General features: G+C 66.5%; 28 protein-coding genes. 9 read left to right on the forward strand and 19 right to left on the reverse strand.

Annotated elements, in window-relative coordinates; genetic code table 11:
- The first annotated feature begins 64 nt into the window (after positions 1-64).
- From AC5LXX_RS32690 to AC5LXX_RS32705, 4 genes are all read left to right on the forward strand, one after another.
- Positions 65-1,030, forward strand: coding sequence for an ABC transporter permease (locus AC5LXX_RS32690; protein WP_493414323.1), 966 nt, complete (start codon positions 65-67; stop codon positions 1,028-1,030).
- Positions 1,023-2,024 carry an ABC transporter permease gene (locus AC5LXX_RS32695; protein ID WP_493414230.1) on the forward strand — a complete coding sequence of 334 codons (1,002 nt, stop codon included), beginning with the start codon at positions 1,023-1,025 and terminating at the stop codon, positions 2,022-2,024. The genes AC5LXX_RS32690 and AC5LXX_RS32695 overlap by 8 nt, the downstream gene beginning before the upstream one ends.
- An 81-nt stretch (positions 2,025-2,105) precedes the next feature.
- Positions 2,106-3,113: a rhamnose ABC transporter substrate-binding protein gene (rhaS, locus tag AC5LXX_RS32700; protein WP_493414231.1), complete on the forward strand. Its 1,008-nt coding sequence runs from the start codon at positions 2,106-2,108 to the stop codon at positions 3,111-3,113.
- A gap of 67 nt (positions 3,114-3,180) precedes the next feature.
- Complete coding sequence (locus AC5LXX_RS32705) at positions 3,181-5,835, forward strand: alpha-L-rhamnosidase-related protein (protein ID WP_493414232.1); 2,655 nt, start codon at positions 3,181-3,183, stop codon at positions 5,833-5,835.
- A 443-nt stretch (positions 5,836-6,278) separates the two neighbouring features.
- Here the strand turns inward: AC5LXX_RS32705 and AC5LXX_RS32710 are convergent, their stop codons facing one another.
- From AC5LXX_RS32710 to AC5LXX_RS32720, 3 genes are read right to left on the reverse strand one after another with little or no spacing between them, the layout of a single operon-like run.
- Positions 6,279-7,130, reverse strand: coding sequence for an HpcH/HpaI aldolase/citrate lyase family protein (locus AC5LXX_RS32710; RefSeq protein WP_493414233.1), 852 nt, complete (start codon positions 7,128-7,130; stop codon positions 6,279-6,281).
- A 3-nt stretch (positions 7,131-7,133) separates the two neighbouring features.
- On the reverse strand, positions 7,134-8,324 hold the full coding sequence (locus AC5LXX_RS32715) for a CaiB/BaiF CoA transferase family protein (protein ID WP_493414234.1): 1,191 nt from the start codon (positions 8,322-8,324) through the stop codon (positions 7,134-7,136).
- Positions 8,325-8,326: 2 nt separating this feature from the next.
- Positions 8,327-9,499 carry an acyl-CoA dehydrogenase family protein gene (locus AC5LXX_RS32720; protein ID WP_493414235.1) on the reverse strand — a complete coding sequence of 391 codons (1,173 nt, stop codon included), beginning with the start codon at positions 9,497-9,499 and terminating at the stop codon, positions 8,327-8,329.
- Positions 9,500-9,611: 112 nt separating this feature from the next.
- Between AC5LXX_RS32720 and AC5LXX_RS32725 the strand changes: the two genes are divergently transcribed.
- Positions 9,612-10,541: a LysR family transcriptional regulator gene (locus AC5LXX_RS32725; RefSeq protein ID WP_493414236.1), complete on the forward strand. Its 930-nt coding sequence runs from the start codon at positions 9,612-9,614 to the stop codon at positions 10,539-10,541.
- Between the two features lie 40 nt (positions 10,542-10,581).
- Here AC5LXX_RS32725 and AC5LXX_RS32730 read toward each other — a convergent pair whose 3' ends face one another.
- The 5 genes from AC5LXX_RS32730 to AC5LXX_RS32750 all read right to left on the reverse strand — a co-directional run bounded on the left by AC5LXX_RS32730 (position 10,582) and on the right by AC5LXX_RS32750 (position 13,578).
- Positions 10,582-10,896, reverse strand: coding sequence for a helicase (locus tag AC5LXX_RS32730; RefSeq protein ID WP_493414237.1), 315 nt, complete (start codon positions 10,894-10,896; stop codon positions 10,582-10,584).
- Between the two features lie 99 nt (positions 10,897-10,995).
- Entirely contained in the window at positions 10,996-11,250 is a 255-nt protein-coding gene (locus AC5LXX_RS32735; protein ID WP_493414238.1) for a hypothetical protein, read from the reverse strand.
- 111 nt (positions 11,251-11,361) lie between these two features.
- Entirely contained in the window at positions 11,362-12,984 is a 1,623-nt protein-coding gene (groL, locus tag AC5LXX_RS32740; RefSeq protein ID WP_493414239.1) for a chaperonin GroEL, read from the reverse strand.
- 77 nt (positions 12,985-13,061) lie between these two features.
- Positions 13,062-13,379: a co-chaperone GroES gene (locus AC5LXX_RS32745; RefSeq protein WP_493414240.1), complete on the reverse strand. Its 318-nt coding sequence runs from the start codon at positions 13,377-13,379 to the stop codon at positions 13,062-13,064.
- Positions 13,380-13,404: 25 nt separating this feature from the next.
- The gene (locus AC5LXX_RS32750; protein ID WP_493414241.1) at positions 13,405-13,578 is read right to left on the reverse strand and encodes a hypothetical protein; all 174 of its coding nucleotides are present in this window, start codon (positions 13,576-13,578) and stop codon (positions 13,405-13,407) included.
- A 196-nt stretch (positions 13,579-13,774) separates the two neighbouring features.
- Between AC5LXX_RS32750 and AC5LXX_RS32755 the strand changes: the two genes are divergently transcribed.
- From AC5LXX_RS32755 to AC5LXX_RS32765, 3 genes are all read left to right on the forward strand, one after another.
- Entirely contained in the window at positions 13,775-14,215 is a 441-nt protein-coding gene (locus AC5LXX_RS32755) for an Hsp20/alpha crystallin family protein (protein ID WP_493414324.1), read from the forward strand.
- 35 nt (positions 14,216-14,250) lie between these two features.
- Complete coding sequence (locus AC5LXX_RS32760; protein WP_493414242.1) at positions 14,251-14,664, forward strand: Hsp20/alpha crystallin family protein; 414 nt, start codon at positions 14,251-14,253, stop codon at positions 14,662-14,664.
- Between the two features lie 84 nt (positions 14,665-14,748).
- Positions 14,749-15,048 (forward strand): hypothetical protein, encoded by a 300-nt coding sequence (locus tag AC5LXX_RS32765; RefSeq protein WP_493414243.1) that lies wholly within the window; start codon positions 14,749-14,751, stop codon positions 15,046-15,048.
- Between the two features lie 61 nt (positions 15,049-15,109).
- Here AC5LXX_RS32765 and AC5LXX_RS32770 read toward each other — a convergent pair whose 3' ends face one another.
- From AC5LXX_RS32770 to AC5LXX_RS32815, 10 genes are all read right to left on the reverse strand, one after another.
- On the reverse strand, positions 15,110-15,646 hold the full coding sequence (locus AC5LXX_RS32770) for a DUF2878 domain-containing protein (RefSeq protein ID WP_493414244.1): 537 nt from the start codon (positions 15,644-15,646) through the stop codon (positions 15,110-15,112).
- Positions 15,647-15,696: 50 nt separating this feature from the next.
- Positions 15,697-16,224 (reverse strand): chalcone isomerase family protein, encoded by a 528-nt coding sequence (locus tag AC5LXX_RS32775; protein WP_493414325.1) that lies wholly within the window; start codon positions 16,222-16,224, stop codon positions 15,697-15,699.
- Between the two features lie 7 nt (positions 16,225-16,231).
- Positions 16,232-17,449 carry a class I SAM-dependent methyltransferase gene (locus AC5LXX_RS32780; RefSeq protein ID WP_493414245.1) on the reverse strand — a complete coding sequence of 406 codons (1,218 nt, stop codon included), beginning with the start codon at positions 17,447-17,449 and terminating at the stop codon, positions 16,232-16,234.
- The gene (locus AC5LXX_RS32785; protein ID WP_493414246.1) at positions 17,446-18,300 is read right to left on the reverse strand and encodes a DUF1365 domain-containing protein; all 855 of its coding nucleotides are present in this window, start codon (positions 18,298-18,300) and stop codon (positions 17,446-17,448) included. Before AC5LXX_RS32785 ends, AC5LXX_RS32780 begins: the two co-directional genes overlap by 4 nt.
- Positions 18,297-19,604 (reverse strand): NAD(P)/FAD-dependent oxidoreductase, encoded by a 1,308-nt coding sequence (locus AC5LXX_RS32790; protein ID WP_493414247.1) that lies wholly within the window; start codon positions 19,602-19,604, stop codon positions 18,297-18,299. Before AC5LXX_RS32790 ends, AC5LXX_RS32785 begins: the two co-directional genes overlap by 4 nt.
- Positions 19,605-19,696: 92 nt before the next feature.
- The gene (locus tag AC5LXX_RS32795; RefSeq protein WP_493414248.1) at positions 19,697-20,308 is read right to left on the reverse strand and encodes a lipocalin family protein; all 612 of its coding nucleotides are present in this window, start codon (positions 20,306-20,308) and stop codon (positions 19,697-19,699) included.
- An 8-nt stretch (positions 20,309-20,316) separates the two neighbouring features.
- A complete protein-coding gene (locus AC5LXX_RS32800) occupies positions 20,317-21,417 on the reverse strand; it encodes an SAM-dependent methyltransferase (RefSeq protein WP_493414249.1) in 1,101 nt (366 codons plus the stop codon).
- Complete coding sequence (locus AC5LXX_RS32805; protein ID WP_493414250.1) at positions 21,414-22,247, reverse strand: DUF1295 domain-containing protein; 834 nt, start codon at positions 22,245-22,247, stop codon at positions 21,414-21,416. The genes AC5LXX_RS32800 and AC5LXX_RS32805 overlap by 4 nt, the downstream gene beginning before the upstream one ends.
- A 152-nt stretch (positions 22,248-22,399) precedes the next feature.
- Positions 22,400-23,134, reverse strand: coding sequence for an anti-sigma factor (locus AC5LXX_RS32810; protein WP_493414251.1), 735 nt, complete (start codon positions 23,132-23,134; stop codon positions 22,400-22,402).
- Positions 23,131-23,742 (reverse strand): sigma-70 family RNA polymerase sigma factor, encoded by a 612-nt coding sequence (locus tag AC5LXX_RS32815; protein WP_493414326.1) that lies wholly within the window; start codon positions 23,740-23,742, stop codon positions 23,131-23,133. Before AC5LXX_RS32815 ends, AC5LXX_RS32810 begins: the two co-directional genes overlap by 4 nt.
- Before the next feature lie 262 nt (positions 23,743-24,004).
- On the opposite strand from AC5LXX_RS32815, the gene AC5LXX_RS32820 reads away from it, so the two are divergent.
- Complete coding sequence (locus tag AC5LXX_RS32820) at positions 24,005-24,547, forward strand: lipocalin family protein (protein WP_493414252.1); 543 nt, start codon at positions 24,005-24,007, stop codon at positions 24,545-24,547.
- 226 nt (positions 24,548-24,773) lie between these two features.
- Here the strand turns inward: AC5LXX_RS32820 and AC5LXX_RS32825 are convergent, their stop codons facing one another.
- The gene (locus AC5LXX_RS32825) at positions 24,774-25,433 is read right to left on the reverse strand and encodes a carbonic anhydrase (protein WP_322080981.1); all 660 of its coding nucleotides are present in this window, start codon (positions 25,431-25,433) and stop codon (positions 24,774-24,776) included.
- Between the last annotated feature and the right edge of the window lie 26 nt (positions 25,434-25,459).

A 25,459-nucleotide genomic window follows, 5' to 3' on the forward strand; every position in this document is an offset into this window, starting at 1 on the left:
CACGATGAATCGAACAGAGCGCTTCCCGAGGCGTGGGACGCTGGCTGGCGGATTGTCTGCGGTCATGAGGCGACGCGAGGCGACATTGTTCGTCGTCCTGGTGGCGCTGGTCGCATGCACGGCGCTTGCCCGGCCGCAGTTTCTCAGCATGCAGAACCTGCGGGACGTGCTGCTGAACGTGTCGATCGTCGGCCTGCTGACCGCAGGCATGACGGTCGTGATGCTGATGCGGCACATCGACCTGTCGATCGGCTCGGTGGTCGGCATCAGCGCGTATGGCGTCGGCGCCCTTTATGTCGCGTATCCGGCCATGCCGGTACCGGTCGCGCTGGCGGCGGGGCTCGCCATCGGACTGGCGGCAGGTGCGGTCAATGCCGGTCTGGTCGCCATCGGCCGCGTCCCGTCATTGGTCGCGACGCTGTCGACGCTCTACATCTTTCGTGGTGCAGACTATGCGTGGGTCCACGGCGGTCAGATCAACGCCACGAGCCTGCCCGACGCGTTCTCGCGGCTTGCGACCGGCTCGGTCGTGGGCATTCCGATCCTGGCGCTGGTTGCCGCCGCCGTCCTCGCCGGATTGTCGGTCTATCTGAAGCAGTTTCGCGGCGGGCGCGAACATTACGCGATCGGTTCCAATCCTGAGGCGGCGCGGCTGGCCGGCATCCGGGTCGATCGGCGAGTCATGACCGGCTTCATGATCTCCGGCGCGATCGCGGGCTTCGCGGGCGCACTTTGGCTCGCACGCTTCGGCACGGTCGATGCCAGTACGGGCAAGGGCATCGAACTCCAGGTGGTCGCGGCAGCCGTGGTCGGCAGCGTGGCCATCAACGGCGGCGTCGGCACGATCCTGGGCGCGACGCTTGGCGCGGTCGTGCTCGGTGTCATCAGCATCGCGCTCGCGGTGCTTCACGTTTCGCCGTTCTGGGAGCAGGCGATCCAGGGCGCGCTGATCGTGGCGGCCGTCGCCGCCGATACGCTGCTCGCCCGCTCCATTGCAAAACGCATGATGAGGAAACGCGACCATGGTTAATCGATCCACCGCGGTTTCGGGCCGCCGGTCCGCCGCTGCCCTGAGCTGGGAAGTCCTGCTGGCCGTCATACTCGCAGCGTCGCTGGTGATGGCACGCGTGCTGTCGCCGGTCTTTCTCGACGCGGCCAACTTGACCAACATCCTGCTCGACATCACCGAGATCTCGCTGATGGCGCTGACGATGACGCTGATTGTCGTGACGGGCGAGGTCGACCTGTCGGTCGCGTCGATCCTCGGTGCATCGAGCGCGCTGATGGGCGTGCTCTGGCATCTCGGCCTGCCGATGCCGGTCGTCCTCGTTCTGGTGCTCGCTGGCGGTGCGCTTGCCGGGTTCTTCAATGGCTGGGTGATCGTCCGCTTCGAGCTGCCATCGCTGGCGGTGACCATCGGTACGCTCGCGCTGTTTCGCGGCCTTGCATACGTGCTGCTCGGCGACCAGGCGATTGCGGATTTCCCGGCGGCTTACACGTCGTTCGGGATGAATACGATAGGCGCGACATTCATTCCCGAGCCGTTCGTCATCGTCATCGTCGCTGCCGTGCTGTTTACCGTTTTGCTGCAGGCGACGGCATTTGGTCGCAGCCTGTATGCGATTGGATCCAACAACCAGGCGGCCGCTTTTTCGGGCATCGATGTCAGGAACACGAAGCTGAAGCTGTTCGTGTTGTCGGGGGTGATGAGCGCGATCGCGGGCATCGTCTACACGCTCCGCTTTACGAGCGCGCGCGGCGACAACGGCGAAGGTTTCGAGTTGGCTGTCATCGCTGCCGTGTTGTTCGGCGGCGTGAGTATCTTCGGCGGACGCGGCTCGTTGTACGGCGTACTGCTGTCGCTGCTGATTATCGGTGTCCTGAAGAACGCGCTCACGCTCGTCGACGTCTCGAGCGAGACCTTGACGATCGTCACTGGCGTGTTGCTGCTGTCTTCCGTTCTGATCCCGAATCTCGTCGCAGGCTGGCGGGCACGCAGAGCGCGACGCGCGATCGCGCATTGAACGGCACCGTGTGCCGAGTGTGAACCCAACGCATATCAACAACGCCGGGCGGGCGGCCCGGCGATTCACAGGAGACGTAGCATGATCAAGACACTGCGCATTACGACGACCGTCGCGGTTTGCGGCCTGTTGTTCGGAGTCGGGGGTGTCGCCGGTGCAACCGGCGTGAAGGACGGCCTGAAGATCGCGTTCGTGCCGAAGCAGATCAACAACCCGTACGAGGTCATTGCCGACGAAGGCGGGATGGCGGCCATCAAGGAGTTCAAGGGGGACGGAAAGGTGGTCGGCCCTTCGGACGCTGGCGCGTCGTCGCAGGTTCAGTATGTCAATACGCTGATTACGCAGCGACAGAATGCGATCGTGATCGCGGCAAACGATCCCAATGCGGTCGTGCCGTATCTGAAGCGCGCGATGTCGCAGGGCATCAAGGTCGTCACGTTCGATTCCGACTCGGCGGCGGATGGCCGCAATGTTTTCGTCAACCAGGCCAATGCCGAGAGCATCGGCCGCGGGCAGATCCAGCTCGCCGCGAAGTTGATGGGCGGGGAGGGCGAGTTCGCGATTCTGTCGGCAACGCCGAATGCCACCAACCAGAACACCTGGATCAAGTGGATGCAGGAGGAATTGAAGAAGCCGGAATACGCGAAGATGAAGCTCGTCAAGATCGCATACGGCAATGACGACGACCAGAAATCGTTTGTCGAAACCCAGGGCCTGCTGCAGGCCTACCCGAACCTTAAGGCGATCGTGTCGCCGACCTCGGTCGGCATCGCCGCCGCCGCACGCTATATCTCGACGTCGTCGAGCAAGGGCAAGGTGGCGGTGACGGGGCTCGGCACGCCGAACCAGATGCGAGCCTTCGTGAAGAACGGCACGGTCAAGGCGTTCCAGCTCTGGGATCCGGGCCAACTCGGCTACCTCGCCGCCTATGCTGCCGCCAATCTCGCATCGGGTGCGATCTCCGGCAAGGAAGGCGAGAGTTTCGAGGCGGGCAAGCTCGGCAAGCGCACGATCGGCAAGAGCGGAGAAGTGATCCTCGGGCCGCCCACGACGTTCGATGCGTCCAACATCGATCAATTCAACTTCTGATCTGACGCTCCGCGACCCCGCCTGATGTCCGGGCGGGGTGTCCCGCGGGACACGGCTCACGCATCCCGTGTTGCGCATTCGCGGCCACGCCGTGCATGTCGCGACCCGGTCCCGCGCGTTCAACGCAGCATCTTCGAACTATCAATCAAATATGAACAGACAGGCGCTGTTTCCAGGCATGCGCGGATGGGTCGTTGCCGTGTCGGTCTGGGTATTCGGACCCGCGTGCGTGATGGCGCAAACCACCGATGGAGAGTTGATTCGTCCGGTTCGCGTCGTCAGCACGGCGGGTAACGTGGCCAACGCCGACGCGTTGACCACGGGCGGCTCGACGACATTGACGATGGCGCCGGGCGGTCCTTCTCCGACCATCATGCTGGACTACGGGCGAGTGGTCGGTGGTCTGCCGGTGTTCCTGGTGAACTCGGTGTCCGGGCGTCCCGCGCTACAGGCGGTCTATGCGGAAGCCCAACAGTACCTCGGCGCGAATGGAGACGGCTCCTATCCGGACGGCGCCGAGTTCAACGTATCTTTCGTCGGCAATGGCGGGGCGGTGAGCCTGTCGCGCGTGAACACGTATCGACCGAGCGGCCCAGGGCTGATCGTGAGTCGCCTGGTTCAGGGCGGAGAGCGCTTTCAGGTCATCCGGCTGACCCAGCCGGGCAGCGTGACGCTGTCTCGCGTGGGTATCCGTCCGCTCGTCCCCGCACCCCAAAAGCGCGCCGGCTATTTCACGTCCAGCGATCCGGCGTTGAACGAGATTTGGGATCTGGGTGCGCGCACGGTCGAGCTGGGTACGGTCCCGGCACGCAGCTTGCCGCCTACCTGGACCGTGACGCCCCAGGGTTTGGTCGTCAGGGACAGCACATTCTCGATTTACCAGGCCGGGACGAAGTGGACCGGCTACACCGCGGAGTTCGACGTCCAGGTGCTGGAGAACGAGGCCGGCTGGATGGTCGGCGCGAGCCCGAGCGGCGGATTCAGGCTGGTACTAGCCGCGAGCGACGATGCTATCGGGACCCCGAATACGCTTCGGCTCACGCATCCTTTCGTGGCCGGCACGCTGGCCCAGGTCGCGTTGCCGTTCGAACTCAAGCGTGGCACGTGGCATCACGTGAAGACCGTGGCAGGAAGCGCCGTGCAGGTTTATGTGGACGACCGGCTCGTGCTCGATGCACCCATACCTTCACCGGGCTCGTTCGGCTTCGCGGGATACGACGGCAGTGCAGGGCTGTTCCGCAACCTGAAGATTACCGGGGGAGGCAGTACGTTGCTCGATGCGAAGCTGACGGATCCGGCCGTCCTCGATGCCTTCGCCGCGGGAACGAACCGCTTTGCCGTGATTCTCGACGGTGCGAAGCGTGACCGGTACGTGTGGAGTGGCGACTTGGCCGTGAGCGCGCCGACGATTTACTACTCGACCGGTGCCACTGACGCCGTTGCCGGCTCCCTGGGACTGTATGCCGCCTATCAGCGTTCGAACGGCATGTTCCCCGGCGATCTTCCCCCGCAACTTGCGGCCGGCGTGGCGAGCGCGGATGCAATGCCCGATGCGTACTATTACTCGCTGTCTTATTCGATCTACTTCCTGACGTCCCTGTACGACTATTACCTGTACACGGGCGATCTCGACTTCGTACGTTCGAATTGGGCAGCCGTTCGCCGTTCGTTCGACTACCTGCGAGGCCTGACCAATGCGAATGGCCTGATCGTGACGGACGCGTCGAATGCCGCTGACTGGCACCCGCACGATGCGTCGAAATTGACCGGGACGGTGACGGAGTTCAACACCCTGTATTACGGTGCGCTCCGTGGGGGGGCGAAGCTCGCTGCAGCCGTGGGCGACCTTGGCGCCCAGCGTGACTACGATGCGCTGGCAGCCCGCGTGCGTGGGGCGGTCAACGCGACGCTCTACGATTCCGGTAGCGGTCTGTACGTCATCAGCGACCAGATTCGCGGTCCGGTCGCCCAGGATGCAAATGCATTGGCGGTGCTTTACGGTATTGCGCCGCGGGACAGGTGGGCGACGATTCTCGGCAAGATGCGCACTGCGCTTTCCACCGTCAACGGTCCGCTCGCATTTTCGCCTGATTACCGGACGCCGCCGCTGCTCAGCCAGATCATCAGCCCGTTCGTTTCCAGTTTCGACGTTGCCGCGCGGTTTGAAGCCGGCGATGCGGGAGGCGCACTGTCGGTCATTCGCACCGTATGGGGGCATATGCGAGCCGGCAGTCCTTACTACAGCGGTGCGACCTGGGAAGCGATCGCGCCTGACGGCACGCCCGTTCCGCCTGCCGACGCCGGCAACACCTACGCAAGCCTCGCGCACGGCTGGTCGTCAGGGCCGACGTCTGCATTGTCGAAATACGTACTCGGTGTGCGGCCACTCTTGGCCGGCTATCGATCGTGGCTCGTCGAACCCCAGCCGGGCGATGTGCGCTGGGCGCGGGGGAGGGTGCCGACCCCTTACGGCGGGATCGAAGTCGAGTGGCGGACTTCGGGAGTCGACTTCGAACTGACGGTCGTCGTGCCGCCTGGCACGACCGGGGCGGTTGGCGTTCCCGTTGGAGAGGGGCGTCGCACGATGGTCGTCAACGGGCGCACCGTGCAAGCTGACGTGTCGTCTGGCGGCCCGCAAGGCGTCAATCGTCGGAGCGGCTACGCTTATCTCGGCAATTTGCCGGCTGGACGCTACCGAATTTCGGTGGGCAAACCTGGCTGAACCGGGATCTGCTCCGGGACGCGTGACGCCTCGCAAAAGTGCCGCGCGTCCGAAGTGAGGTCGCTTGCCTGGTCGATGGATCGATACGGTGACGTTGCAACATGTCGCTCGACGGAGGATGCCCGGTTGACCACCTCCACATTCCCGAAGGCGTAGATCGGATTTCTAGAATGCTGGCGAGTCGCCCAAACAGGGGCTTACTGGTGAGCAGCAACCGTGCGGTACTGCCTCACTCTCCCTGCACCCGAAAATCAAGGCGATCACTCGGAGCAAGTGTTCTTGCCGACGATTTTTTATCCAGAGCCCGCAGGTGCTCTGGCGCTTCTTTCCCAGCTTCAGATGACGCGGCCGGCCGTCTGCCAGGGCGGTTCAGACGAAAGTGGAGCGGCGGTCAGCGGGCATCGATGGATGTCGTCCGTCATCCATCGTTCGGAAAATTGCACTTACTTCCGCATGCTCGCGACAATGGCCTCGGCCGCCCGGATCACCGGAAGATCGACCATGCGGCCGTCCAGGTTGAACACCGCGCTGCCGTGCTTCCCGGCTTCGTCGATCACGCGGCGCGCCCACGCCTGTTCGGTATCCGAATAACCCATCGCGTCGTTCACGACGGCGACCTGCGCCGGGTGAATGCACAGCTTGCCGCCGAAGCCGAACGCGCGTGCGCGCCGGGCATCAGCCGCGAGCTGCACGGCATCGTCGGTGCGAACGGTCACGCCGTCGATCGGCGCGGGCAGCCGTGCACGGCGCGACGCGGCCACGAGCGCATTGCGTGCAAAGGCCAGCTCCGGCTCGTCGGGCGACGCGCGCATGCCGAGGTCGAGCTGGAAATCCAGGTGGCCGAATGCCAGGCGAACGACCTGCGGATCGCGCGCCAGCGCATCCGCTGCATCGAGCCCGGCCAGCGACTCGATCAGCGCGACGATGCACGCTTCATCGCCGAGCTGCGCGGCGACGGCGCGCAGCGCGTTCGGGTCTTCCGACTTCGGCAGCATCACGGAAACGCGTTGCGGCATCCAGTCGCTCAACAGCGTGATATCCGCGTCGTGCCACGGCGTACCGACGGCGTTCACGCGCACGACGGTGCGCGAGCGCTGCGCCGAAGTCAGCCGCGGCAGGTGCTGCGCGAGTTGCGCGCGTGCGTCGTCCTTGCTGTCGATGCCGACCGCATCCTCGAGGTCGATGACGATGCAGTCGGCGCCCGAATCGAGCGCCTTCGCAATGCGCTCGGGCCGGGTGGCCGGCACGAACAGGAGACTGCGGGCGTGCTGGACGGGGAGAGAGGCGGTGGACATGGCTCAGATCGCGCCGGCGGCACGCAATTGTTCGATATCGGCATCGGTGCGCCCGAGCGCGCGGAGAATGGCCGTGCTGTGTTCGCCGAGCGCCGGCACCGGGCCCATGCGCACGTCGAAGCTGTCGAGCGTGGCGGGCGGCAGCAGTGCCTGCAGTTCGCCGGCGGGCGAATCGACGGAACGAAACCGCTGGCGGGCATGCAGTTGCGGGTGCGCCCACAGATCGCCCACCTGGTTGACGGCCGCATTGGCGATCTGCGCGTCGTCCAGGCGTGCAATGACTTCCTGCGCGGTGAGTCCCGCAAATGCCGCTTCGATCACGGCCTTCAGTTCGGTGCGGTGTTCCGAGCGGCGCACGTTGGCGTCGAAGCGCGGGTCGGCCGCCAGCGCCGGGTCGCGCAGCACGGCATCGCAGAACACCTTCCACTCGCGCTCGTTCTGCAGGCCCAGCATCACCACGCGGCCGTCGCCGGCCGTGAACGGGCCGTACGGATAGATGGTCGCGTGCGCCGCACCGCTGCGGCCCGGCTGCTGCTGGCCGTCATACGCGTAGTACATCGGGAAGCCCATCCACTCGCCGAGCGCTTCGAGCATCGAGATTTCCACGTGCGAGCCTTCGCCCGTGAGGCCGCGCTGCAGCAGCGCGCTGAGAATGCCCGTGTACGCATACATGCCGGCCGCGATGTCCGCGATCGACACGCCGGCCTTGCAGGGTTCGTCGGGCGTACCGGTAATCGACAGGAACGCGGCCTCGCTCTGGATCAGCAGGTCGTAGGCCTTCTTGTCGCGATAGGGGCCGTCGCCACCATAGCCGGAGATGTCGCAGACGACGAGGCGCGGGTATCGCGCGTGCAGCGCGTCGAACGACAGGCCCATGCGCGCGGCCGCGCCGGGCGCCAGGTTCTGCACGAGCACGTCGGCCTGGGCCACGAGTTCTCCGAGCACGTCCTGCGCGGCGGGCTGCTTCAGGTCGAGCGTCAGGCTTTCCTTCGACCGGTTGGTCCAGACGAAATGCGACGCGAGGCCGTGGGTCCGTTGATCGTAGGCGCGCGCGAAATCGCCGACGCCCGGGCGCTCCACCTTGATCACGCGCGCGCCGAGGTCGGCGAGCTGGCGCGTGCAGAAGGGGGCGGCGATCGCATGTTCGAGCGCGATGACGGTCATTCCGCTCAGGGGGCCTTTGCGTGCTTGCATGGTCAGTAGGAACGGGGAAGTTCCAGCACGTGCTCGGCCACATGCCCGAGAATCATGTTGGTGGAGATCGGTGCGACCTGGTACAGGCGCGTTTCGCGGAATTTGCGCTCCACGTCGTATTCGCATGCGAAGCCGAAGCCGCCATGCGTCTGCAGGCACGCGTTGGCGGCTTCCCAGCTCGCCTTCGCGGCCAGGTACTTGGCCATGTTGGCCTCGCCCCCCGCGTGCTGGCGCGCGTCGATCTTCTCGCACGCGCGCCAGCGCATCAGGTTCGCCGCTTCCAGCTCGATGAACGACTCGGCCAGCGGAAACTGGATCCCCTGGTTCTGCCCGATCGGGCGGCCGAACACCTTGCGCTCGACCGCGTAGTCGCGCGCCTTCTCCAGGAACCAGTAGCCGTCACCGATGCACTCGGCCGCGATCAGCGTGCGCTCCGCGTTCAGGCCGTCGAAGATCACCTTCAGCCCCTTGCCCTCGGTGCCCAGCAGCGCGTCTTCCGGCAGCTCCAGGTTGTCGAAGAACAATTCGTTGGTCTCGTGATTGACCATGTTGGGGATCGGCCGCACCGTGAGGCCGTTGCCGATCGCCTGGTCCAGCTCGACGATGAAACACGACAGGCCGTCGCTCTTCTTCTGCACCCGGTCCAGCGGCGTGGTGCGCGCGAGCAGGATCAGCAGGTCGCTGTGCTGGACGCGCGAGATCCATACCTTCTGGCCGTTGACGACCCAGCGGCCGTCTTTCTTCACGGCCGTGGTCTGGAGCCTGGTCGTGTCGCTGCCGGTGGTCGGCTCGGTCACGCCCATCGACTGCATGCGCAGTTCGCCCGACGCGATGCGCGGCAGATAGCGCTGCTTCTGCGCATCCGTACCGCTGAACACGATCGTGTTCATCACGTACATCTGGCCGTGGCACGCGCCCGAGTTGCCGCCGGAGCGGTTGATCTCTTCCATGATGACGGACGCCTCGGCCATCGACAGGCCGGGGCCGCCGTATTCCTGCGGAATCAGCGCGGCGAGCCAGCCGGCCCGCGTGAGGGCATCGACGAATGCCTCGGGATATCCGCGGGCCTCGTCGATCCTGCGGTGGTATTCGGCCGGAAACTGGCTGCACAGGCCGCGCACCGCGTCGCGGATGGCCTGGTGCTGGTCGGGGGCGGAAAAAACGGAAGCGCTCATCAATCCTGTCTCGTCACTGGCATCGTCGCGGTCCATAATAAGTTTTGATGGATTCGCCAAAAAATAGAATTTTTTGATCGATGGATCAGTTTTCGGTATCGAGGACCCTGCGATGGATCTGAAGCAACTGCGCGCGTTCGTCACCGTCGCGGAAACCGGCAACGTCACGCGCGCGTCGAGCCTGCTGAACCTCGTGCAGCCTGCCGTATCGCGCCAGTTGCGCCTGCTCGAGGAAGACATGGGCACCGAGCTGTTCGACCGCAGCCGTCACGGGATGCAGCTCACGCCGTCGGGCAAGACGATGCTCGAATACGCGCGGCGCATCCTCAACGAAGTGGCGCGTGCCAAGGCCGAGATCCAGCCGACCGACGGGCCCGTCGCGGGCATCGTGAGCATCGGGCTGCTGGCCAGCACGTCGGATCTGCTGGCCACGCGGCTGGCGGGCGAGGTCGCGCGGCGCTATCCGCACATCCGCCTGCGGCTCACGATCGGCTATGCGGGGCACCTGCAGGACTGGCTCGAAGCCGGCGACGTGGATGCCGCGCTGCTGTACGGGCAGAAGGAAACGCCCGCGCTGCACGTCAAGGCGCTGATCGAGGAAAGCCTGTGGGCCGTGGCCGCACCGTCGGCGGGGCTGGTGCGCAAGCGGCCGGTCGCGCTGTCGCGCGTCGCGAACGAGTCGTTCATCCTGCCGTCCGCCCCGCATGGCCTGCGCGCGGCGATCGAGCACGCGGCGGCCGAGGCCGACGTGACGTTGCGGGTGGTGGCCGAAACCAATGCGCTGAGCGTGCAGAAGGAACTGGTCGCGCAAGGTCACGGGTGGACGATCCTGCCGGCCGTCGCCGTCACGCAGGAGATCGAGCAGCGCACGCTGAGCGCGGCGCCGCTCGCGCCGCCGGGGCTGCGGCGCACGATCGTGCTGGCGGCGCCCAGCAGCCGGCAGGCCACCGCGCCGGTTCGTTGCGTGGTCGGCGTGCTGCTCGACTGCGTGAAGACCACGTTCGAACAGGGCCACTGGCCCGACGCGCGCTGGCTCGGCTAGGGTTGCCGGACACACCGCGGCGGGCGCGCCCGGCAACTTTTTACGCGTCTTTCAGCCAGGGCATTTCCACGGGCGACACGACCAGTTGCCGGAATTCGCGCTTCAGATCGAAGATGAACCCGACCAGGATCATCGAGTCGGCGTAAGGAATCGGAAAGACATGCGGATTCTCCGGCGTACGCAGCGGGCGCTCGGCGGTATCCGCCGTCGCCGCGGCATTCTCGCGAACGCTTTCGAGTTCGTCTGCCATGGCCAGGCCGGCGCCTTTCAGCACGCGGCTGCGCAGGTCGCTGTAGGGCTCGATGCGCGCAGCGTCTTCGTGGTATTCGGGCACTTCGTATATGAACCAGGACATTTTCGTCTCCCATCACAAGGGGCGCTATTCTAACGCCGCGCGAGGGTTCACCGAAAATCGGCCGCGTCGTGCGCCGGCCGCGGTCGCTGCGATGGAGTGCTAATCGTTCGCCATGAGATGGCTGATGATCAGCGCCGGATCCGCGATGTCCAGGATCAGCCGGCGAAAGATGCGCTTTCGCATGTGTTCTTCGTCGAGCATCCAGGGCTCGCCCTTTTTGCCGAGATAGTGCGCGAGCGCATCCTCGTTGGCCGCGTTGGCTGGAAGATCGAGGCGGGCGCACAGCAGTCCTGCCACGACATCGTCGATCTCGATGTCGAGCGGCTTCGAATCAATGTGAAGGACGAGTTTCATGTCGATTCCGGGGCAAAAAGCGGCGCCGCATGCCGTATGCGTGCGTGCGGCGCCGAACGTGTCGCGCCGGCCGCGACTGTTTGGCCGGCGCATGCACGAACCGCTACCGGGTCAGTACTCGAGCTCCGGTGTTGCAGGTTGCGCGGCCTTCTCGTCCTTGGGCGCATCGGCAACCGACGCATCGGTCGTGAGGACCAGGCCGGCGATCGACGCAGCGTTTTGCAGTGCAGTGCGCGTCACCTTGGTGGGATCGACGACGCCGGCTTCGACGAGATCGGCGAACTCGCCGGTGGCGGCGTTGTAGCCGAAGTTGCCCGTGCCTTCCAGTACCTTCGCGATGACGACCGAGGGCTCGTCCCCGGCATTCGAAGCGATCACGCGCAGCGGTGCTTCGAGCGCGCGCAGCACGATACGGATACCCGCATCCTGGTCGCTGTTGGCGCCTTTCAGGCCCGTGATCGTCGAACGCGCGCGCAGCAGTGCCACGCCGCCGCCCGGCACGATGCCTTCCTCGACCGCCGCGCGCGTGGCGTGCAGCGCGTCGTCCACGCGGTCCTTCTTCTCTTTCATCTCGACCTCGGTCGCTGCCCCGACCTTGATGACGGCGACACCGCCCGCGAGTTTCGCGACGCGTTCCTGCAGCTTCTCGCGATCGTAGTCGCTCGTGGTTTCGTCGATCTGCGTGCGGATGGACTTCACGCGCGCATCGATGCGCTGCGCGTCACCCGCGCCGTCGATGATGATCGTGTCGTCCTTGCGCACCTCGACGCGCTTGGCCTGCCCCAGATCCTCGAGGGTGGCCTTTTGCAGCTGCTTGCCGGTCTCTTCCGAGATGACGGTTGCGCCGGTCAGGATGGCGATATCCTCCAGCATCGCCTTGCGGCGGTCGCCGAAACCGGGCGCCTTGACGGCCGCGACCTTCAGGATGCCGCGCATCGCGTTCACCACGAGCGTGGCCAGAGCTTCGCCGTCGATGTCTTCCGCCACGATCAGCAGCGGCTTGCCTGCCTTGGAGGTCGCTTCGAGGACCGGCAGCAGATCCCGGATGTTCGAGATCTTCTTGTCGTGCAGCAGGATCAGCGCGTCATCCAGATACGCAGCCTGCTTCTCGGGATCGTTGATGAAGTAGGGGCTGACGTAACCGCGGTCGAACTGCATCCCCTCGACGACATCCAGTTCGTTGTCGAGCGACTTGCCGTCCTCGACCGTGATGACCCCTTCCTTGCCGACCTTCTCCATCGCATCCGCGATGATCTTGCCGATCGCTTCGTCGGCGTTCGCCGAGATCGAACCGACCTGCGCGATCTCCCTGCTCGTGGAAATCGGCTTCGACAGTTTGCGAAGTTCCTCAAGCACGGCGGCCACGGCCTTGTCGATGCCGCGCTTGAGGTCCATCGGATTCACGCCGGCGGCGACGTGCTTCATGCCTTCCTGCACGATCGCCTGCGCGAGCACGGTGGCCGTGGTGGTGCCGTCGCCTGCCACGTCCGCGGTCTTCGATGCGACCTGCTTGACGATCTGCGCGCCCATGTTTTCAAAGCGGTCTTTCAGCTCGATTTCCTTCGCGACCGACACGCCGTCCTTCGTGATGGTCGGCGCGCCGAAGCTGCGTTCGATCAACACGTTGCGGCCTTTCGGCCCGAGCGTGACCTTCACGGCATCGGCGAGCAGGTTCACGCCCTTGACGATCTGGGCACGGGCGCCGTCGTGGAATTTGACGTCTTTTGCACTCATGGTGTTGCTCCGGATAGTAGTCGTTGACTCGGCGCGTCGCGAACGGCCCGTCGGGTGTTCGCGACCGGCTCGGGATCTCAGGCGGCCTTGCGGGCGGCGCCGGTATCGGCTTCGAGCACGCCCATCACGTCTTCTTCGCGCATGACGAGCAGTTCCTCGCCATCGACCTTGATGGTCTGGCCTGCGTACTTGCCGAAGAGAACCTGGTCACCGACTTTCAACTGGAGCGCGCGCTGCGTTCCATCCTGGAGCAGCCGGCCGCTGCCGACCGCGACGACTTCGCCTTGTTCGGGTTTTTCCGCGGCCGAGTCGGGAATCACGATGCCCGAGGCCGTCGTCCGCTGCGTCTCGATTCGCTTGACGATAACCCGGTCGTAGAGGGGACGAATCTGCATTCTCATCTCCTGAGCGATTGAAGGTTCACGAAAAAGGAATCCGGCTGCCGACCGTCGCGACGTGAGTGTCGCCGCCGGGCAGCCGCACCACTGTCTGGCGGAAACCGAAATAGAGGCATCCGCCGCGCGCTTCAAGAGGGCGTAAAAACGTCAACATGTAACAAAATGTTTCTGCGTGAAGCCTGTCGAAAAGGATCATGAAGCCTCCCCGGCGACATGTCGAACGGCATCTTGAAATTTTCGTTTCTTGCGCTATGTTAGGGATCGCCAAGGCAGTCGCACTAAGCGCTGCGTGTTTCGATTTGTTTGTCGGCGGGGTTTCCCACGGGCAGGCGGACTGGAGCGCGTGGTTCCGTTCGTCTCTCGTGAAGGGCCCCGGTTTCAAGGAGCCAGTCATGAGCGAACTTTTCTTCGGCACCGATCTGCTGGGCGAATTCGATCGCCTGCAACGGCAGATGGCCAGCCTCTTTGCGGCGTATCCCGCCAGTCTGCGCGCCACGCGCAGCGAAACCTTTCCCGCGGTGAACATCGGCAGCACCGACGACAGCATCGAGGTCGTCGCGTTCGCGCCGGGGCTTGATCCGGCCGCGATCGACGTCTCGATCGACAAGGGGCTGCTGACGATCAGCGGCGAGCGCAAGCCGCCCGAGTCGAACGGGGACGACGAAGCGCGCGTCTACGCGAGCGAACGCTTCATGGGCGCGTTCCGGCGGGTGATCGAATTGCCGCAGCACGCCGATCCGGACAAGGTCGATGCGCGCTATGTGAACGGTTGCCTGACCATCAGCGTCGGGCGCTCCGAGGCATCGAAGCCGCGCGCCATTGCCGTCCAGTGAAAGTCGATCCAGGCACGAAACGAACGGAGGACATCATGAACGACAGCACCGAACTGACGAAGCGTGAGGCCGCCACCGGCGTGGCCGGCCGCGCGGACGGGACGCCCGCGAAGCAAGTCACGCGGGTCGCGCCTGCCGTCGACGTATTCGAGGACAACCGCGGCATCACGCTCTATGCGGACCTGCCGGGCGTGCCTCGCGAAAAGCTCGACGTGCGGGTACAGGACGGCAACCTGACGGTGGAAGCCGAAGCGGTCATTCCGACACCTTCCGGATTGCGGCTTCAGCATGGGGAAGTTCGCCATCCTCACTTCTGGCGTGCGTTCAGCATCAGCCCGGACTTCGACGTCTCGCGTATCGATGCGCAGTTGCGCGACGGGGTCCTCAAGCTGACCGTTCCGCGCCGCGAGGAGGCGAAGCCGCGCCGCATCCAGGTGAACGTTGAATAGACGGCCGGCGCGATGGGGGGCGGGCAAACGACGCGCCAGGTGCGACCCGCGCTGTTTCGGTTCCATTGCTGACAGGAGGTGGACATGCTCAGTCCGCACGAATTTGCGACCCTGATGCTGGTCCGCCAGGCGCCGGACCAGATCGACATGAAGCGCGCCGAACTCGATGCGCTGCTCGAGCGCCAACTGGTCATGCTCGAGCATGGCGCGTCGGGCCGGCGCCAGGCTCACCTGACGCACAAGGGACGATTGCTGCTCGACGCACTCGATCCGGACAGCCCGCTTTGCCAGGCGAGAATGAGCAAGGCAGGCGGGGGCATGGACGGCGGCGTTCCGCTCGCCAGGGCGGTTACCCGCACGGTGGAGGGCTTCGCGGCGGAATGAGCTGTGCCGTGTCCGGCGATCGAAGCAGCGCATCCGTCGCTTCGGCGGCGGGTTCGGCTCGTCAGGCCTCTCGACGCATCCCGTCGAGACGGCCACCCAGCCAGACTGCCGAGGGCAGCAACACGGCCCAACCGCACCCGAGCAGCACCCACGCGGCGGGGCTCGCGATGTGCACCGCGCCGAGCGCCGCGCCCGCCCGAAACGACAGCGGACCGGCGCAGGCACCCAGCGCCGCGGCGATCAGCCAGCGCCCGCGCAACCAGCGAAGGAGCACGTTCAACTGCGAAGCGAACAGGACCCACAGACCGGCGATCCAGTAGGGCGCCGTCCCCGCGCGCATGACGCCGTTCGGGTAGCTCAACCAGCCCGTCGCGGCAGGTACGGTGTCCCAGCTCCAGCCGAGCGTCGTGACGACGGTGATCAGCGCGGCCTCCCGGGACGGAGTGCGGGCGCGCAACAGGTGGGCGCCCGCGAGCAGCACGGCGCACACTGTGCCGATCCAGCCTAGCCGGTGCGCCGCGCTCAGCACGCAGACGAGCCAGCCGGCCTGCGACAGCACGAGATAGGCGGCAGTTTCGGCGAGGGCGGAATCGTTCATGGGCCGATCCGTGCGAGGGGCGGTGGTGGTCATCGTTGCGCGTTCCGCCGTCAACGTGCGGTGTCGCCGAGCAACTGGCGGCGCAACGATTGTGCACGGGTGCGCGGATCGAGCCAGATGTCGAAGAAGGCGCGCGCGAAGACCGGATCGGCGATGTCGGCCGTGAGGCGGCCGTTCGCGTAGAAGCGTGCGCCTTGATCGGGTAGATAGACGCCGCACAGCACGTCGCCGCGCACGACGTCGGTGAATGCGCGCGCGATGTCGGCGCGCCACGCGTCGCGGGTCGCCGCGGGCAACGGCGCGGTTGCAAGGCGCTCGATTTCGGCCATGCCGGCCGCGACGAGCCGCGCGCCGCTCACGTCGTGGCGGTACGTGAGCGAAAGTGCGAACGGCGTGTCGAATGCCGCGGGCGACCGCTGCGCCCACAGCTGCGCGTCGTACAGACAGACGCCGAATACGCAGAACTGCCCGGCCCCGATCATCCGTGCCGACGCGACGTCGTCAACGCAGCGCGCGACGGCCTCCGGCACCGCGGAAAACGCCGCAGCCAGCGCGAGGATCGCAGCCCGGCCAATCATGTTCATGTCAGCGCGCCGACGACACGACGAAATGCATCACGTCCGTGCGCCGCTCGGCGAACCCAGCCTCGCAATAAGCGAGGTAAAGCCGCCACGTGCGGATGAAGGTCTCGTCGAACCCCAGTGCGCGCACGGCGTCGACGTGATCCTCGAACGCCGCCCGCCATGCGCGCAACGTGCGCGCATAGTCGAGTCCGAACGCGAGCACCGGCTCGGCGGCGAGACCCGCGCGGCGCGCCGCGTCGACGAAGCGCTCGGCGCTCGGCAGCATGCCGCCCGGAAAGACGAACTCGCGGATAAAGTCGCTCGACGCGCGGTACGCTTCGAACTGCGACTCGGCGATCGTGATCGACTGGATCAGCGCGCGCGCGCCCGCTTTCAGGCGCTGCCCGAGTGTGTCGAAATACACGGGCCAGAAGGCTTCGCCGACGGCCTCGAACATTTCGATCGACACGATCGCATCGTATTGCCCATCGATGTCGCGGTAGTCGCGCAATTCGACCGTCACGCGATCGGACAGCCCCGCGTGCGCGATGCGCTCGATCGCCAGCGCGTACTGCGCCTGCGAGATCGTCAGCGCATGCACGCGGATACCCTGGCGTGCAGCATGCATCGCGAAGCCGCCCCAGCCGCAGCCGATCTCGAGCACGTGCATGCCGGCGCGCAATCCGAGCGACTCGACGATCCGCTGGTACTTCGCCGCCTGCGCATCGGCGAGCGAACGTGTGTCGTCGTCGTCGAAGCAGGCGCTGGAATACGTCCACGTGTCGTCGAGCCACAGCCCGTAAAAGCGGTTGCCGAGATCGTAATGCGCGTGGATGTTGCGGCGGCTGCCGGCGCGCGTATTCATTCTCAGCCGGTGGCGCAGCGCGTACCAGAGACGGGCGAGCCGGCCGCCCGTCACCGTCTGCGCGATCGCGGGCTCGTTGCGGATCGCCAGACGAAGCAGCGCGACGAGGTCGGGGGTGTCGACCTGGCACGCGCGATACGCTTCCGCAAACCCGATGTCGCCTGCGCGCAGGATCGCGCGGCACGCGCGCCAGTCGCGGATCTGCAGCGTCGCGGCCGGCTGGCGATGCGGATCGCCGAACACGTGTTGCGCGCCATCGGGCGTCACGAGTGTAAGGTGCCCGTGACGCAGCCGCCGCAGCAACGCGACGAACAGCCGGGGCGCGAGCGACATCGCCGGTTGCGATGCGCCCGAGAGCAGACGCGGCAGGGTCATGGGCGGACCTCGTGATCGGACATCGTCGGACGACATGGCGATGCGGCCTGCGCCGGCGGGGGCAAGGTCGCATCGGCGGCGCGTGCCCGGGAGGGCGGCATCCTGCCGTGGAACGGCACGCGCTTGAGCCAGAGCCGCAGCGCCTGCCAATGGATGCGGACGACGACGTTGACCGCGTTGAGCGGCTGCCGTGCAAGCGCGCGCCACGCGCGCGCGGCGGTCAGCGGCTGGGCCCGCATGCCGAGCGCGGTCCGCAGCAGCAGGCCGTCGTCGTCGCAGTAGTCGATCGCGACGAACAGGCGGTCGCCGCTCTGCCGCACGCGAAACATGTAATGTCCGACGACGTCGCAGAACGGCGATACGTGGAACGTCTTGCGGCACACGAGCACGGTGTCGCCGCCGATCGGCGCGTGGCGCGGCGCGCTCAGCAGATAGCCGTGGTGTGCGCCGAACGTGTTGCGCACGTCGGCGTACAGCGCACGCAGCCGGCCCGCGCGGTCGTAGCAGTACCAGAAGCTCACGGGATTGAATGCGTGGCCGAACAGGCGCGGAATGGTCTGCAGCCAGATCGGGCCGTCGGCGGGAATGCCGGATTCGGCGAGGCGGCCACGCATCCACGGCGCGAGCGGCTGGCCGTCGCGCGGGCCGTAGTCGCGCGAAACGAGCGCGAGCGGCCGCCAGCGATCGACGCCGAACCAGGCACTGTCGATCTCGCCGAGCCGCTCGACGTCGCAACAGACCTGGAAGAGCGGACAGCTGAATGTGTGGTGCATGGGCCGCAGCCGTTCGTGCATCACGTGCCCGACGAGAAGCCGCGCGGCGCCGCCGTCGTTCGCGAAAGGCGCGTTCATGGCTTGGCCCACGCCGGCTTCACGCCGAAGTCGACGGCTACGCGCAGTGCGGATTTCACGCCGTCCTCATGAAAGCCATAACCCGTCCACGCGCCCGCGAACCACGTGCGGCGCCGCCCCTGCAGCATGGGCAGGCGTTGCTGCGCATCGACGGCGGCGAGATCGAGCAGCGGATGCTCGTAGTCGTAGCGGCCGAGCTGCGTGTCGGGCGCAGGCGCGTCGACCGGATTCAGTGTGACGACGACCGGCGTGCGGAAAGGCAGCGGCTGCAGCTGGTTGATCAGGTAACTGACGCATACGGGCGATGCGCAGCCGGTAGCAGGCGCCGCGCCGCTGCTCAGATAGTTCCACGCGGACCACACGCGTCGGCGGCGCGGCAGCAATGCCGTATCGGTATGCAGCACCGCGACATTGCGCTGATAGCGGACGGCGCCCAGCACGCCGCGCTCGGCGTCGCTGGCGTCCGCGAGCAGCCGCAGGCTCGTCGGCGCATGGCACGCGAGCACGACGGCGTCGAACCGCTCATGGCCGGTCGCGTCGGTCGCTACCGTGACGCCGTGTTCGTCACGACGAATGGCACGCACCGGCGTGTTCACGCGCACGTCGTCGAGCGTCGCGGCGATGCGCTCGACGTACTGTCGTGCACCGCCTGCCACCGTGCGCCATGGCGGACGGTCGTTGACCTGCAACAGCGCGTGGTTCAGGCAGAAGCGCAGGAACGTCGCGGCCGGAAACCGCAGGACGTCGCCGGCCGCGCTCGACCAGATCGCGGCTGCCATCGGCAGCAGGTAGTGCTCCTGGAACGATGTGCCGTAGCCGCCCGACGCAAGCAGCTCGCCGACCGACAGACGCTGGCGGTGCGCCGTTTCGAGGTGATGCTGCGCGCAGGCGTTGAAGCGCAGGATGTCGCGCAGCATGCCGAGAAACGTCGGCGAAAACAGGTTGCGGCGTTGCGCGAACACCGTGTTGAGATTGCGGCCGGCCCATTCGAGCCGGCCGCCGTCGACCGACACCGAGAACGACATGTCGCTCGGATGCGCGGCCACGCCGAGTTCGTCGAACAGCGCGATCAGGTTCGGATAGGTCCGGTCGTTGAAGACGAGGAACCCGGTATCGACCGGATGGCTCGCGCCGTCGAGTTCGACGTCGACGGTGTGCGTGTGACCGCCGAGGTAGTCGGCGGCTTCGAACAGCGTCACGCGGTGCCGGCGCGCCAGCAGGTAGGCGCTTGCAAGGCCGGCGATGCCAGCGCCGACGACGGCGATCCGCTGGCCGGGCAGCGACACTGAAAGTTCCGGGTGCATCGCGAAGGGTCTCCGTCAGGCGGGTGAGCGGTTTCGGGAATGGTCCTCATGAGATACGGAGCAAAGCGGGCGGCGGATGCACCGTACGCCCGTCAGTCGCGCTCGCCCGGCGATGCGAAGCCCGGTTGACCGATCTGCCCGGGTGTTTGCGGCACGCGCCTGAAGCGCGACGTGTCGTAGCCCATCGCGTCGAGCCGCGCGAGCAGCGAGCGGTACGTCGCGTCGTCCATCATCGGATCGCGGGAGAAGATCCAGCCGAGCGTCTTGCCCGGGTAGCCGAGGATCGTGTAGCGGTAGCCGGGATCGACGTAGAGCGTGAGCTGCGTGACATACACCGGCCAGAACAGCCGCACGCGCCATTCACCGCCGCCGCTGCCGGGCTTTGCCGTGTCGACGAAGTGATAGCGCTTCTCGGGCCGGTCGAACGCGCCCTTGCGGCCGACGAACACGTCGTCGATCCGGCCGTCCTCGCGCAGTGTCCACTCGGCGCGGCTGCCTACGTAGTCGCGTTCCGCGAAATACGGGATGTTGGCGATCACATACCAGCGGCCCATGTAGCGGGGCAGGTCGACGGGCACGCTCGACAGCGGCACGGCGGCGCGCGGATTCGGGTTCGGCGCATTGCCCGAGCAGCCCGCGGCGGCGGCGAGCGCAAGGCCCGACGCGAGCGTGACGGCGAGTCGGCGCATGGCCTGGAGCGGCATGACGGGCGTCACGTGCGCACCGGCCGCTTGTCGAACAGGTAGTGTGCGACGCCCCATTCCTGCCCGCCGGCATAGCCGAACAGTTCGGCGACCGCCATGTAGAACATGCGCCAGCGCTGGAACCAGAGACGGGCGTCGGGGCCGTAGACGGTTTCGGCAATCGGCATGATCCGGCTGCGCGCCGCGTCGAGCGAAGCGAGCCAGTGGTTGGCCGTGCGGGCGTAGTGGGTGCCGTCGAGCCACCATTGGCGGTCGATGCGGAGGTCGTCCTGGAACCGCAGCAGCAGATCGGCCGACGGCATCGTGCCGCCGGTGAAGAAATGGCGCGACATCCAGTCGGTGTCGTCGCGTACGGCGAACTGATAGGCGATCAGCTTGTGCGCGAAGATGTGCACGAACAGCTTGCCGTCGTCGCGCATCCAGCGCGCGATTTTCGCGAGCAATTGCCCGTAGTTCTTCATGTGCTCGAACATCTCGATCGACAGCACGCGGTCGAATTCCGCTGCGCCGGGCGCGAAATCGAAGTCGACCACGTTGGCCGTGACGATTCGAAGATTGGTCAGCCCGCGCCGCGCCGCGCTTTGTTCGATGAAATCTCGCTGGCCGCGAGCATTCGACAGGCCGACGATCTGCGCGTGCGGATAGCGCTCGGCGAGCCACAGCGACAGCGAGCCCCAGCCGCAGCCGAGATCCAGGATGCGCTGGCCGTCCGCGAGGCCGGCCCGCTCCGCGTACAGCGACAGCATCGCGTCCTCGGCTTGCGCGAGCGTTTCGTCGCCGCGCGGGTAGTGGGCGCACGAGTATTTCATTCGAGGCCCGAGATGGGCTTCGAAGAAGGCGCCCGGAACTTCGTAATGCTGAGTATTTGCCGACTGTGTCTCGATCGCGATCGGGCTCGCGCCCAGTTCGTGTACCAGCCTCTCGAAGGCGGCCGCGCGCCGCTCGCCGTCGAGCAGGTGTTCATCGCGCAGGCGCTGCCGCAGCAATGCGCGCATCCCGGCGCGGATCAGCGGGTCGGGCAGCCAGCCGCGTTCGCAGCAGCGGATCAGCCACGTGTCGCCTGGAGCCGGTAGCCGGGCGGGGGACGGTTGCGAGGCGGTGGCGGTCATGATCGCGTACTCCTGTCGTCTGGATGATCGGGGTGGGCAAGGGGCGCGCGTGCGGCGTGCCTGGGCGGCCATGGAACGAGGGCGCTGGTCGTCCGCATGTAGTCCCGGTAAGCCGGCCGCGTCCGCACGAGATGCGCTTCGAGCAGCGGCAGGCCGGATACCTTGAGCAGCAGCCACGCCATCAGGAACGGCGGCACCAGCGTGAGCCAGCCCCACGGCATGCCGATCGCCAGCGCCGCGTACGCGCACCAGTGCACGCATTCGAAGAAGTAGTTGGGATGCCGCGAATAGCGCCACCAGCCCACGCTGCAGACGTGGCCGCGGTGTGCCGGGGCGGCGACGAAACGCTTGAGCTGCCGGTCGGCGGCAGCCTCTCCGGCCACGGCGGCGAGCCAGATCGCGATGGCGGCGGCGGCCGTGAACCGGGACGGTGCTGCCGGACTGTAGGCCGGAACGAAGAACGCGACCGACAGCAACATCGAGATCAGCGCTTGCAGCTGAAACAGCCAGAACATGTTGCGCGGTGCAGCATTGCCCCATTGCTGGCGGAATTGCCTGTAGCGTGCATCTTCCGGCTGCCCGTGATTGCGGCGCCACAGGTGCCGCGCGAGCCGCAGGCCCCAGAGGCCGCCGCCGAGCGCGACGAGCACGCGGTTCAAACCGGCTCCCGTGCCGAATCCGGCAGCGAGCACGGCCACGCCGCCGAGCGTCGCGGCCCAGACCGGGTCGATCATCCCGGCATTGTGCGAGCGCAGTTGCACCACCCATACCGTCGTGAACACGACGATCAGTCCGACGAAGGCAAGAAGGGCGACGGCGGCGGCAGGCATGCGAGCGGCTCCGAGGACACGATATGCGTCATATACGGAGCCGAAGACCGAACGGATGCATCGGGATGCAATGCGGCCGGTCGCGGAAGAAAGGGACGCGCACCGCGCTCGCCGGCGCCGGGCGGCAGCCCCGCCCGGCGGCGCGATGCCTGTTATGCCGCGTGCATCGCGCCGGTGGCGATTACCGGGCCGGTCGGTTGGCCGCTCGGCGAGCCGCCATGCGGCTCGATCGACACGGCGAGCACCGCGCGTGCGCTGAGCTGCGCGACGATCGCGGGCGGCAGCGTCATCGTCGCCGACGTGTCCGGCGTGAACACGCCGAGCGAGATCGGTTTCGCATTCGGCGGAATCAGCCAGAGCTCGGTCGAGCGATTCGCGGCGATCGTCGGTTTGTCCGCCGGCACCACGACCATCCGCGCCCGGCGCAGGTCGACCGTGGCAGTCCAGTGTGCGACGCCGTCCGATCGTGCGATCGTGGCCACCATGTAGCTGCCCTCGACGGCGGCCACGCGTGGCGGCGCTTCGCTGACCCGGATCAGGTTGATCGCGAGCAGTCCCAGCGCGGCAGCACTCGTGCCGATGCCGACCCAGCGCCACAGCGACAGGCTGTTCCACCATCCGCCCGATGGCGCGGCGCCGCGTGCGTGCGGCGAAGCGAAGAAGCCGAGGTCACGCTGGATTCTCGTCCAGACGCGGCCGGGCGGCGCGACGAGTGCGACGTCTTCCGCGAGGGGCGCGAAGCGGCGCTGCCAGCGTTCCAGCGTGGCTTGCAATTGCGGATCGCGCGCGGCGGACTGCTCGAGCGCGCGCCGCTCATCGGCGTCGAGCACGCCGAGCGCGTATTCCGCGCAGCGCAATTCGGGATCGTGATCGGCGGGCGTATTCATTGTTCCAGACACACCTTCAGCTGCATCAGGCTGCGCCGGATCCAGCTTTTCATGGTTCCGAGCGGCACACGCAGTCGCGCGGCCAGTTCGCTGTAGGTCGCGCCGCTGAAAAAGGCCTCGCGCACAGCGCGGCCCTGTGGCGGATCGAGCCGCTCGAGGCAGCGTTCGAGGCGTTGCCGCTCCTGGCTGGCCTCGGCCAGCGCGGCGGGCGTCGGATCCTCGTCGGGAAGCTCCAGTGCCTGTTCGTCGTCGAGTTGCGCGTCGCGATGCTGCCGCAACCGGTCGATCGTCCGGTTGCGCGCCAGCGTGGTCAGCCACGTCATCGCACCGCCGCGGGCCGGGTCGAACGCGTCGGCGTGGCGCCATGCGGCGGTGTAGACCTCCTGGAGCAGGTCCTCGGCTTCCCCGCGATCGTGAATCATGCGGAGAATGAGGCCGAACACCCGCGACGAAGTCAACCGGTACAACTCGGCGAAAGCAGCCTGATCGCCGCTCGCGACCTGCGACATGACCTGATTCAGGTGTGCGCGACGCACCGCATCCGCGTCGGCATCGCGCGAAGCGATTGACGGGTCGAAGGGCTCGGCACCATCCGGCGTGTCGTTCATGCTGAAGAAATGGCGAGCATCGCCATGGCGTGAATGTCGAGCGAAATATAGCACTGGCGGATGCATCTGATCGAGCGATCGACGGCTGATTCGTTGAATGTCGCGCATGGTGGCGAACCGTATGAATACGTTGCAGCGAGATACGAGCGAATCGAGCGCCGGGATGCAACCGGCCGCTGCCGCGGCGGAGTGGCGGCGTGCACAATGGTGCGATTTCGTGGCCGAGGGGGACTCGATGAAGCGAGCTGTTCTTTACGCGTCCATGCGGACGGCCTCCGTGGCGCTGGCTGGCGCGGCACTGTTGCTCGCGGGATGCGCGGGCCTCGCGGGAGGCCCGCGCGGCAACGTCCAGGTGCCGCAGCCGGCCAAGGCGGTCGATCTCGATCGCTATCTGGGTAGATGGTATGAGTTCGCGCGCTATGAAAACCGTTTCGAGCGCGGTTGCGACGGCGTCACGGCCGAGTACGCGAAACGGGACGACGGCCTCGTCGGCGTGCGCAATACGTGTCGCGAAGGTGGGCCGGGCGGCCGCGCGCGCAGCTCGGACGGACGAGCGAAGATCGTCGCGAACAGCCGCGACGCGAAACTGAAAGTGTCGTTCTTCGGGCCGTTCTTTTTCGGCGACTACTGGATACTCGATCACGCCGACGACTATTCGTGGTCGATCGTCGGCGAACCATCAGGCCGGCTCCTGTGGATCCTGACGCGCGACGCGAAGCCGTCCGCCGAGCAAGCTGAGGCGCTTGTCGAGCGAGTCCGGACGCTTGGTTACGACACGACGATGTTGCGGCGCATCACGCACTAGGCCGACTGCTGCGCCGTGCTGATGACGATTGCGAAGGAGGCGAGCCGGATCAGGCCGACGGCGGAGTGAGGTCGCGAGACGTTGCTCGACGCGCGTCGCGCGGAACGGCGTCTGCTCGATGTCCCAGGACACGCGCGCGGGACCGCGCACTGCGTATGCACGCCCCCGTTCCGTGCAGGAACGGGTCGTGTTCGCGCCCGACGTCGGGCGCGAGCTGGTGGGGAGGCTAGACCTGCCCGCGATTGAGCGAGCTCACGGCGACGACCGTGGGCGACTCGGCAAGCGAGACAAAACGTCGGGTGGCGCCGTCCAGCGCATCGATGCCGCCTGTCTCGATGTCGTAGACCCACCCGTGCAGATTCATGCGCCCCTGCTCGAGCGCGAGCGCGACGGAAGGGTGAGTGCGCAGGTTGGCCAGTTGCGCGATCACGTTTTCACGCACGAGCCCGTCGAGCTTCGCGCGAGGCGTATCGTATTCATGTGCGGCGTTGATGACTTTGGCGGCGTCTGCGTGACGCAGCCAGTTCGCGACAGCCGGCAGATGATCGAGGCAGGTGCAGCGCGAAATCGCGCCCATCGCGCCGCAATCGGAGTGACCGCAGATCACGATGTCGCGAACGCCGAGGACCGCGACCGCGTATTCGACGGTGGCGGACACGCCGCCGGGCTCGGGGCCGTAGGACGGCACGATGTTGCCTGCGTTGCGGATCACGAACAGTTCGCCCGGCTCGCGCTGCGTGAGTAGTTCGGGCACGACGCGACTGTCCGAGCACGTGACAAACAACGCCTTGGGATTCTGTGATGTGGCGAGTTGTTTGAAGAGCTCGACACGTTGCGGATAGATGTCGCGTTGAAAACGAAGAAAACCGTCGATGACGTCGCGCATGTTTGCTCCCGGGCTTCAGATTCGGT

The organism is Burkholderia torrens, assembly GCF_984668525.1.

Bases quoted from the DNA above. Each gene is read 5' to 3' on its own strand.
- AC5LXX_RS32765 (WP_493414243.1), top strand. From the start codon at position 14,749: ATGCTCAGTCCGCACGAATTTGCGACCCTGATGCTGGTCCGCCAGGCG.
- AC5LXX_RS32715 (WP_493414234.1), bottom strand. From the start codon at position 8,324: ATGCAAGCACGCAAAGGCCCCCTGAGCGGAATGACCGTCATCGCGCTC.
- AC5LXX_RS32815 (WP_493414326.1), bottom strand. From the start codon at position 23,742: ATGAACGACACGCCGGATGGTGCCGAGCCCTTCGACCCGTCAATCGCT.
- AC5LXX_RS32805 (WP_493414250.1), bottom strand. From the start codon at position 22,247: ATGCCTGCCGCCGCCGTCGCCCTTCTTGCCTTCGTCGGACTGATCGTC.
- AC5LXX_RS32745 (WP_493414240.1), bottom strand. From the start codon at position 13,379: ATGCAGATTCGTCCCCTCTACGACCGGGTTATCGTCAAGCGAATCGAG.
- AC5LXX_RS32800 (WP_493414249.1), bottom strand. From the start codon at position 21,417: ATGACCGCCACCGCCTCGCAACCGTCCCCCGCCCGGCTACCGGCTCCA.
- AC5LXX_RS32735 (WP_493414238.1), bottom strand. From the start codon at position 11,250: ATGAAACTCGTCCTTCACATTGATTCGAAGCCGCTCGACATCGAGATC.
- AC5LXX_RS32725 (WP_493414236.1), top strand. From the start codon at position 9,612: ATGGATCTGAAGCAACTGCGCGCGTTCGTCACCGTCGCGGAAACCGGC.
- AC5LXX_RS32775 (WP_493414325.1), bottom strand. From the start codon at position 16,224: ATGATTGGCCGGGCTGCGATCCTCGCGCTGGCTGCGGCGTTTTCCGCG.
- AC5LXX_RS32760 (WP_493414242.1), top strand. From the start codon at position 14,251: ATGAACGACAGCACCGAACTGACGAAGCGTGAGGCCGCCACCGGCGTG.
- AC5LXX_RS32750 (WP_493414241.1), bottom strand. From the start codon at position 13,578: ATGATCCTTTTCGACAGGCTTCACGCAGAAACATTTTGTTACATGTTG.
- AC5LXX_RS32710 (WP_493414233.1), bottom strand. From the start codon at position 7,130: ATGTCCACCGCCTCTCTCCCCGTCCAGCACGCCCGCAGTCTCCTGTTC.
- AC5LXX_RS32720 (WP_493414235.1), bottom strand. From the start codon at position 9,499: ATGAGCGCTTCCGTTTTTTCCGCCCCCGACCAGCACCAGGCCATCCGC.
- AC5LXX_RS32810 (WP_493414251.1), bottom strand. From the start codon at position 23,134: ATGAATACGCCCGCCGATCACGATCCCGAATTGCGCTGCGCGGAATAC.
- AC5LXX_RS32820 (WP_493414252.1), top strand. From the start codon at position 24,005: ATGCGGACGGCCTCCGTGGCGCTGGCTGGCGCGGCACTGTTGCTCGCG.
- AC5LXX_RS32785 (WP_493414246.1), bottom strand. From the start codon at position 18,300: ATGAACGCGCCTTTCGCGAACGACGGCGGCGCCGCGCGGCTTCTCGTC.
- AC5LXX_RS32825 (WP_322080981.1), bottom strand. From the start codon at position 25,433: ATGCGCGACGTCATCGACGGTTTTCTTCGTTTTCAACGCGACATCTAT.
- AC5LXX_RS32690 (WP_493414323.1), top strand. From the start codon at position 65: ATGAGGCGACGCGAGGCGACATTGTTCGTCGTCCTGGTGGCGCTGGTC.
- AC5LXX_RS32770 (WP_493414244.1), bottom strand. From the start codon at position 15,646: ATGAACGATTCCGCCCTCGCCGAAACTGCCGCCTATCTCGTGCTGTCG.
- AC5LXX_RS32790 (WP_493414247.1), bottom strand. From the start codon at position 19,604: ATGCACCCGGAACTTTCAGTGTCGCTGCCCGGCCAGCGGATCGCCGTC.
- groL (WP_493414239.1), bottom strand. From the start codon at position 12,984: ATGAGTGCAAAAGACGTCAAATTCCACGACGGCGCCCGTGCCCAGATC.
- AC5LXX_RS32695 (WP_493414230.1), top strand. From the start codon at position 1,023: ATGGTTAATCGATCCACCGCGGTTTCGGGCCGCCGGTCCGCCGCTGCC.
- AC5LXX_RS32730 (WP_493414237.1), bottom strand. From the start codon at position 10,896: ATGTCCTGGTTCATATACGAAGTGCCCGAATACCACGAAGACGCTGCG.
- AC5LXX_RS32755 (WP_493414324.1), top strand. From the start codon at position 13,775: ATGAGCGAACTTTTCTTCGGCACCGATCTGCTGGGCGAATTCGATCGC.
- rhaS (WP_493414231.1), top strand. From the start codon at position 2,106: ATGATCAAGACACTGCGCATTACGACGACCGTCGCGGTTTGCGGCCTG.
- AC5LXX_RS32795 (WP_493414248.1), bottom strand. From the start codon at position 20,308: ATGCCGCTCCAGGCCATGCGCCGACTCGCCGTCACGCTCGCGTCGGGC.
- AC5LXX_RS32780 (WP_493414245.1), bottom strand. From the start codon at position 17,449: ATGACCCTGCCGCGTCTGCTCTCGGGCGCATCGCAACCGGCGATGTCG.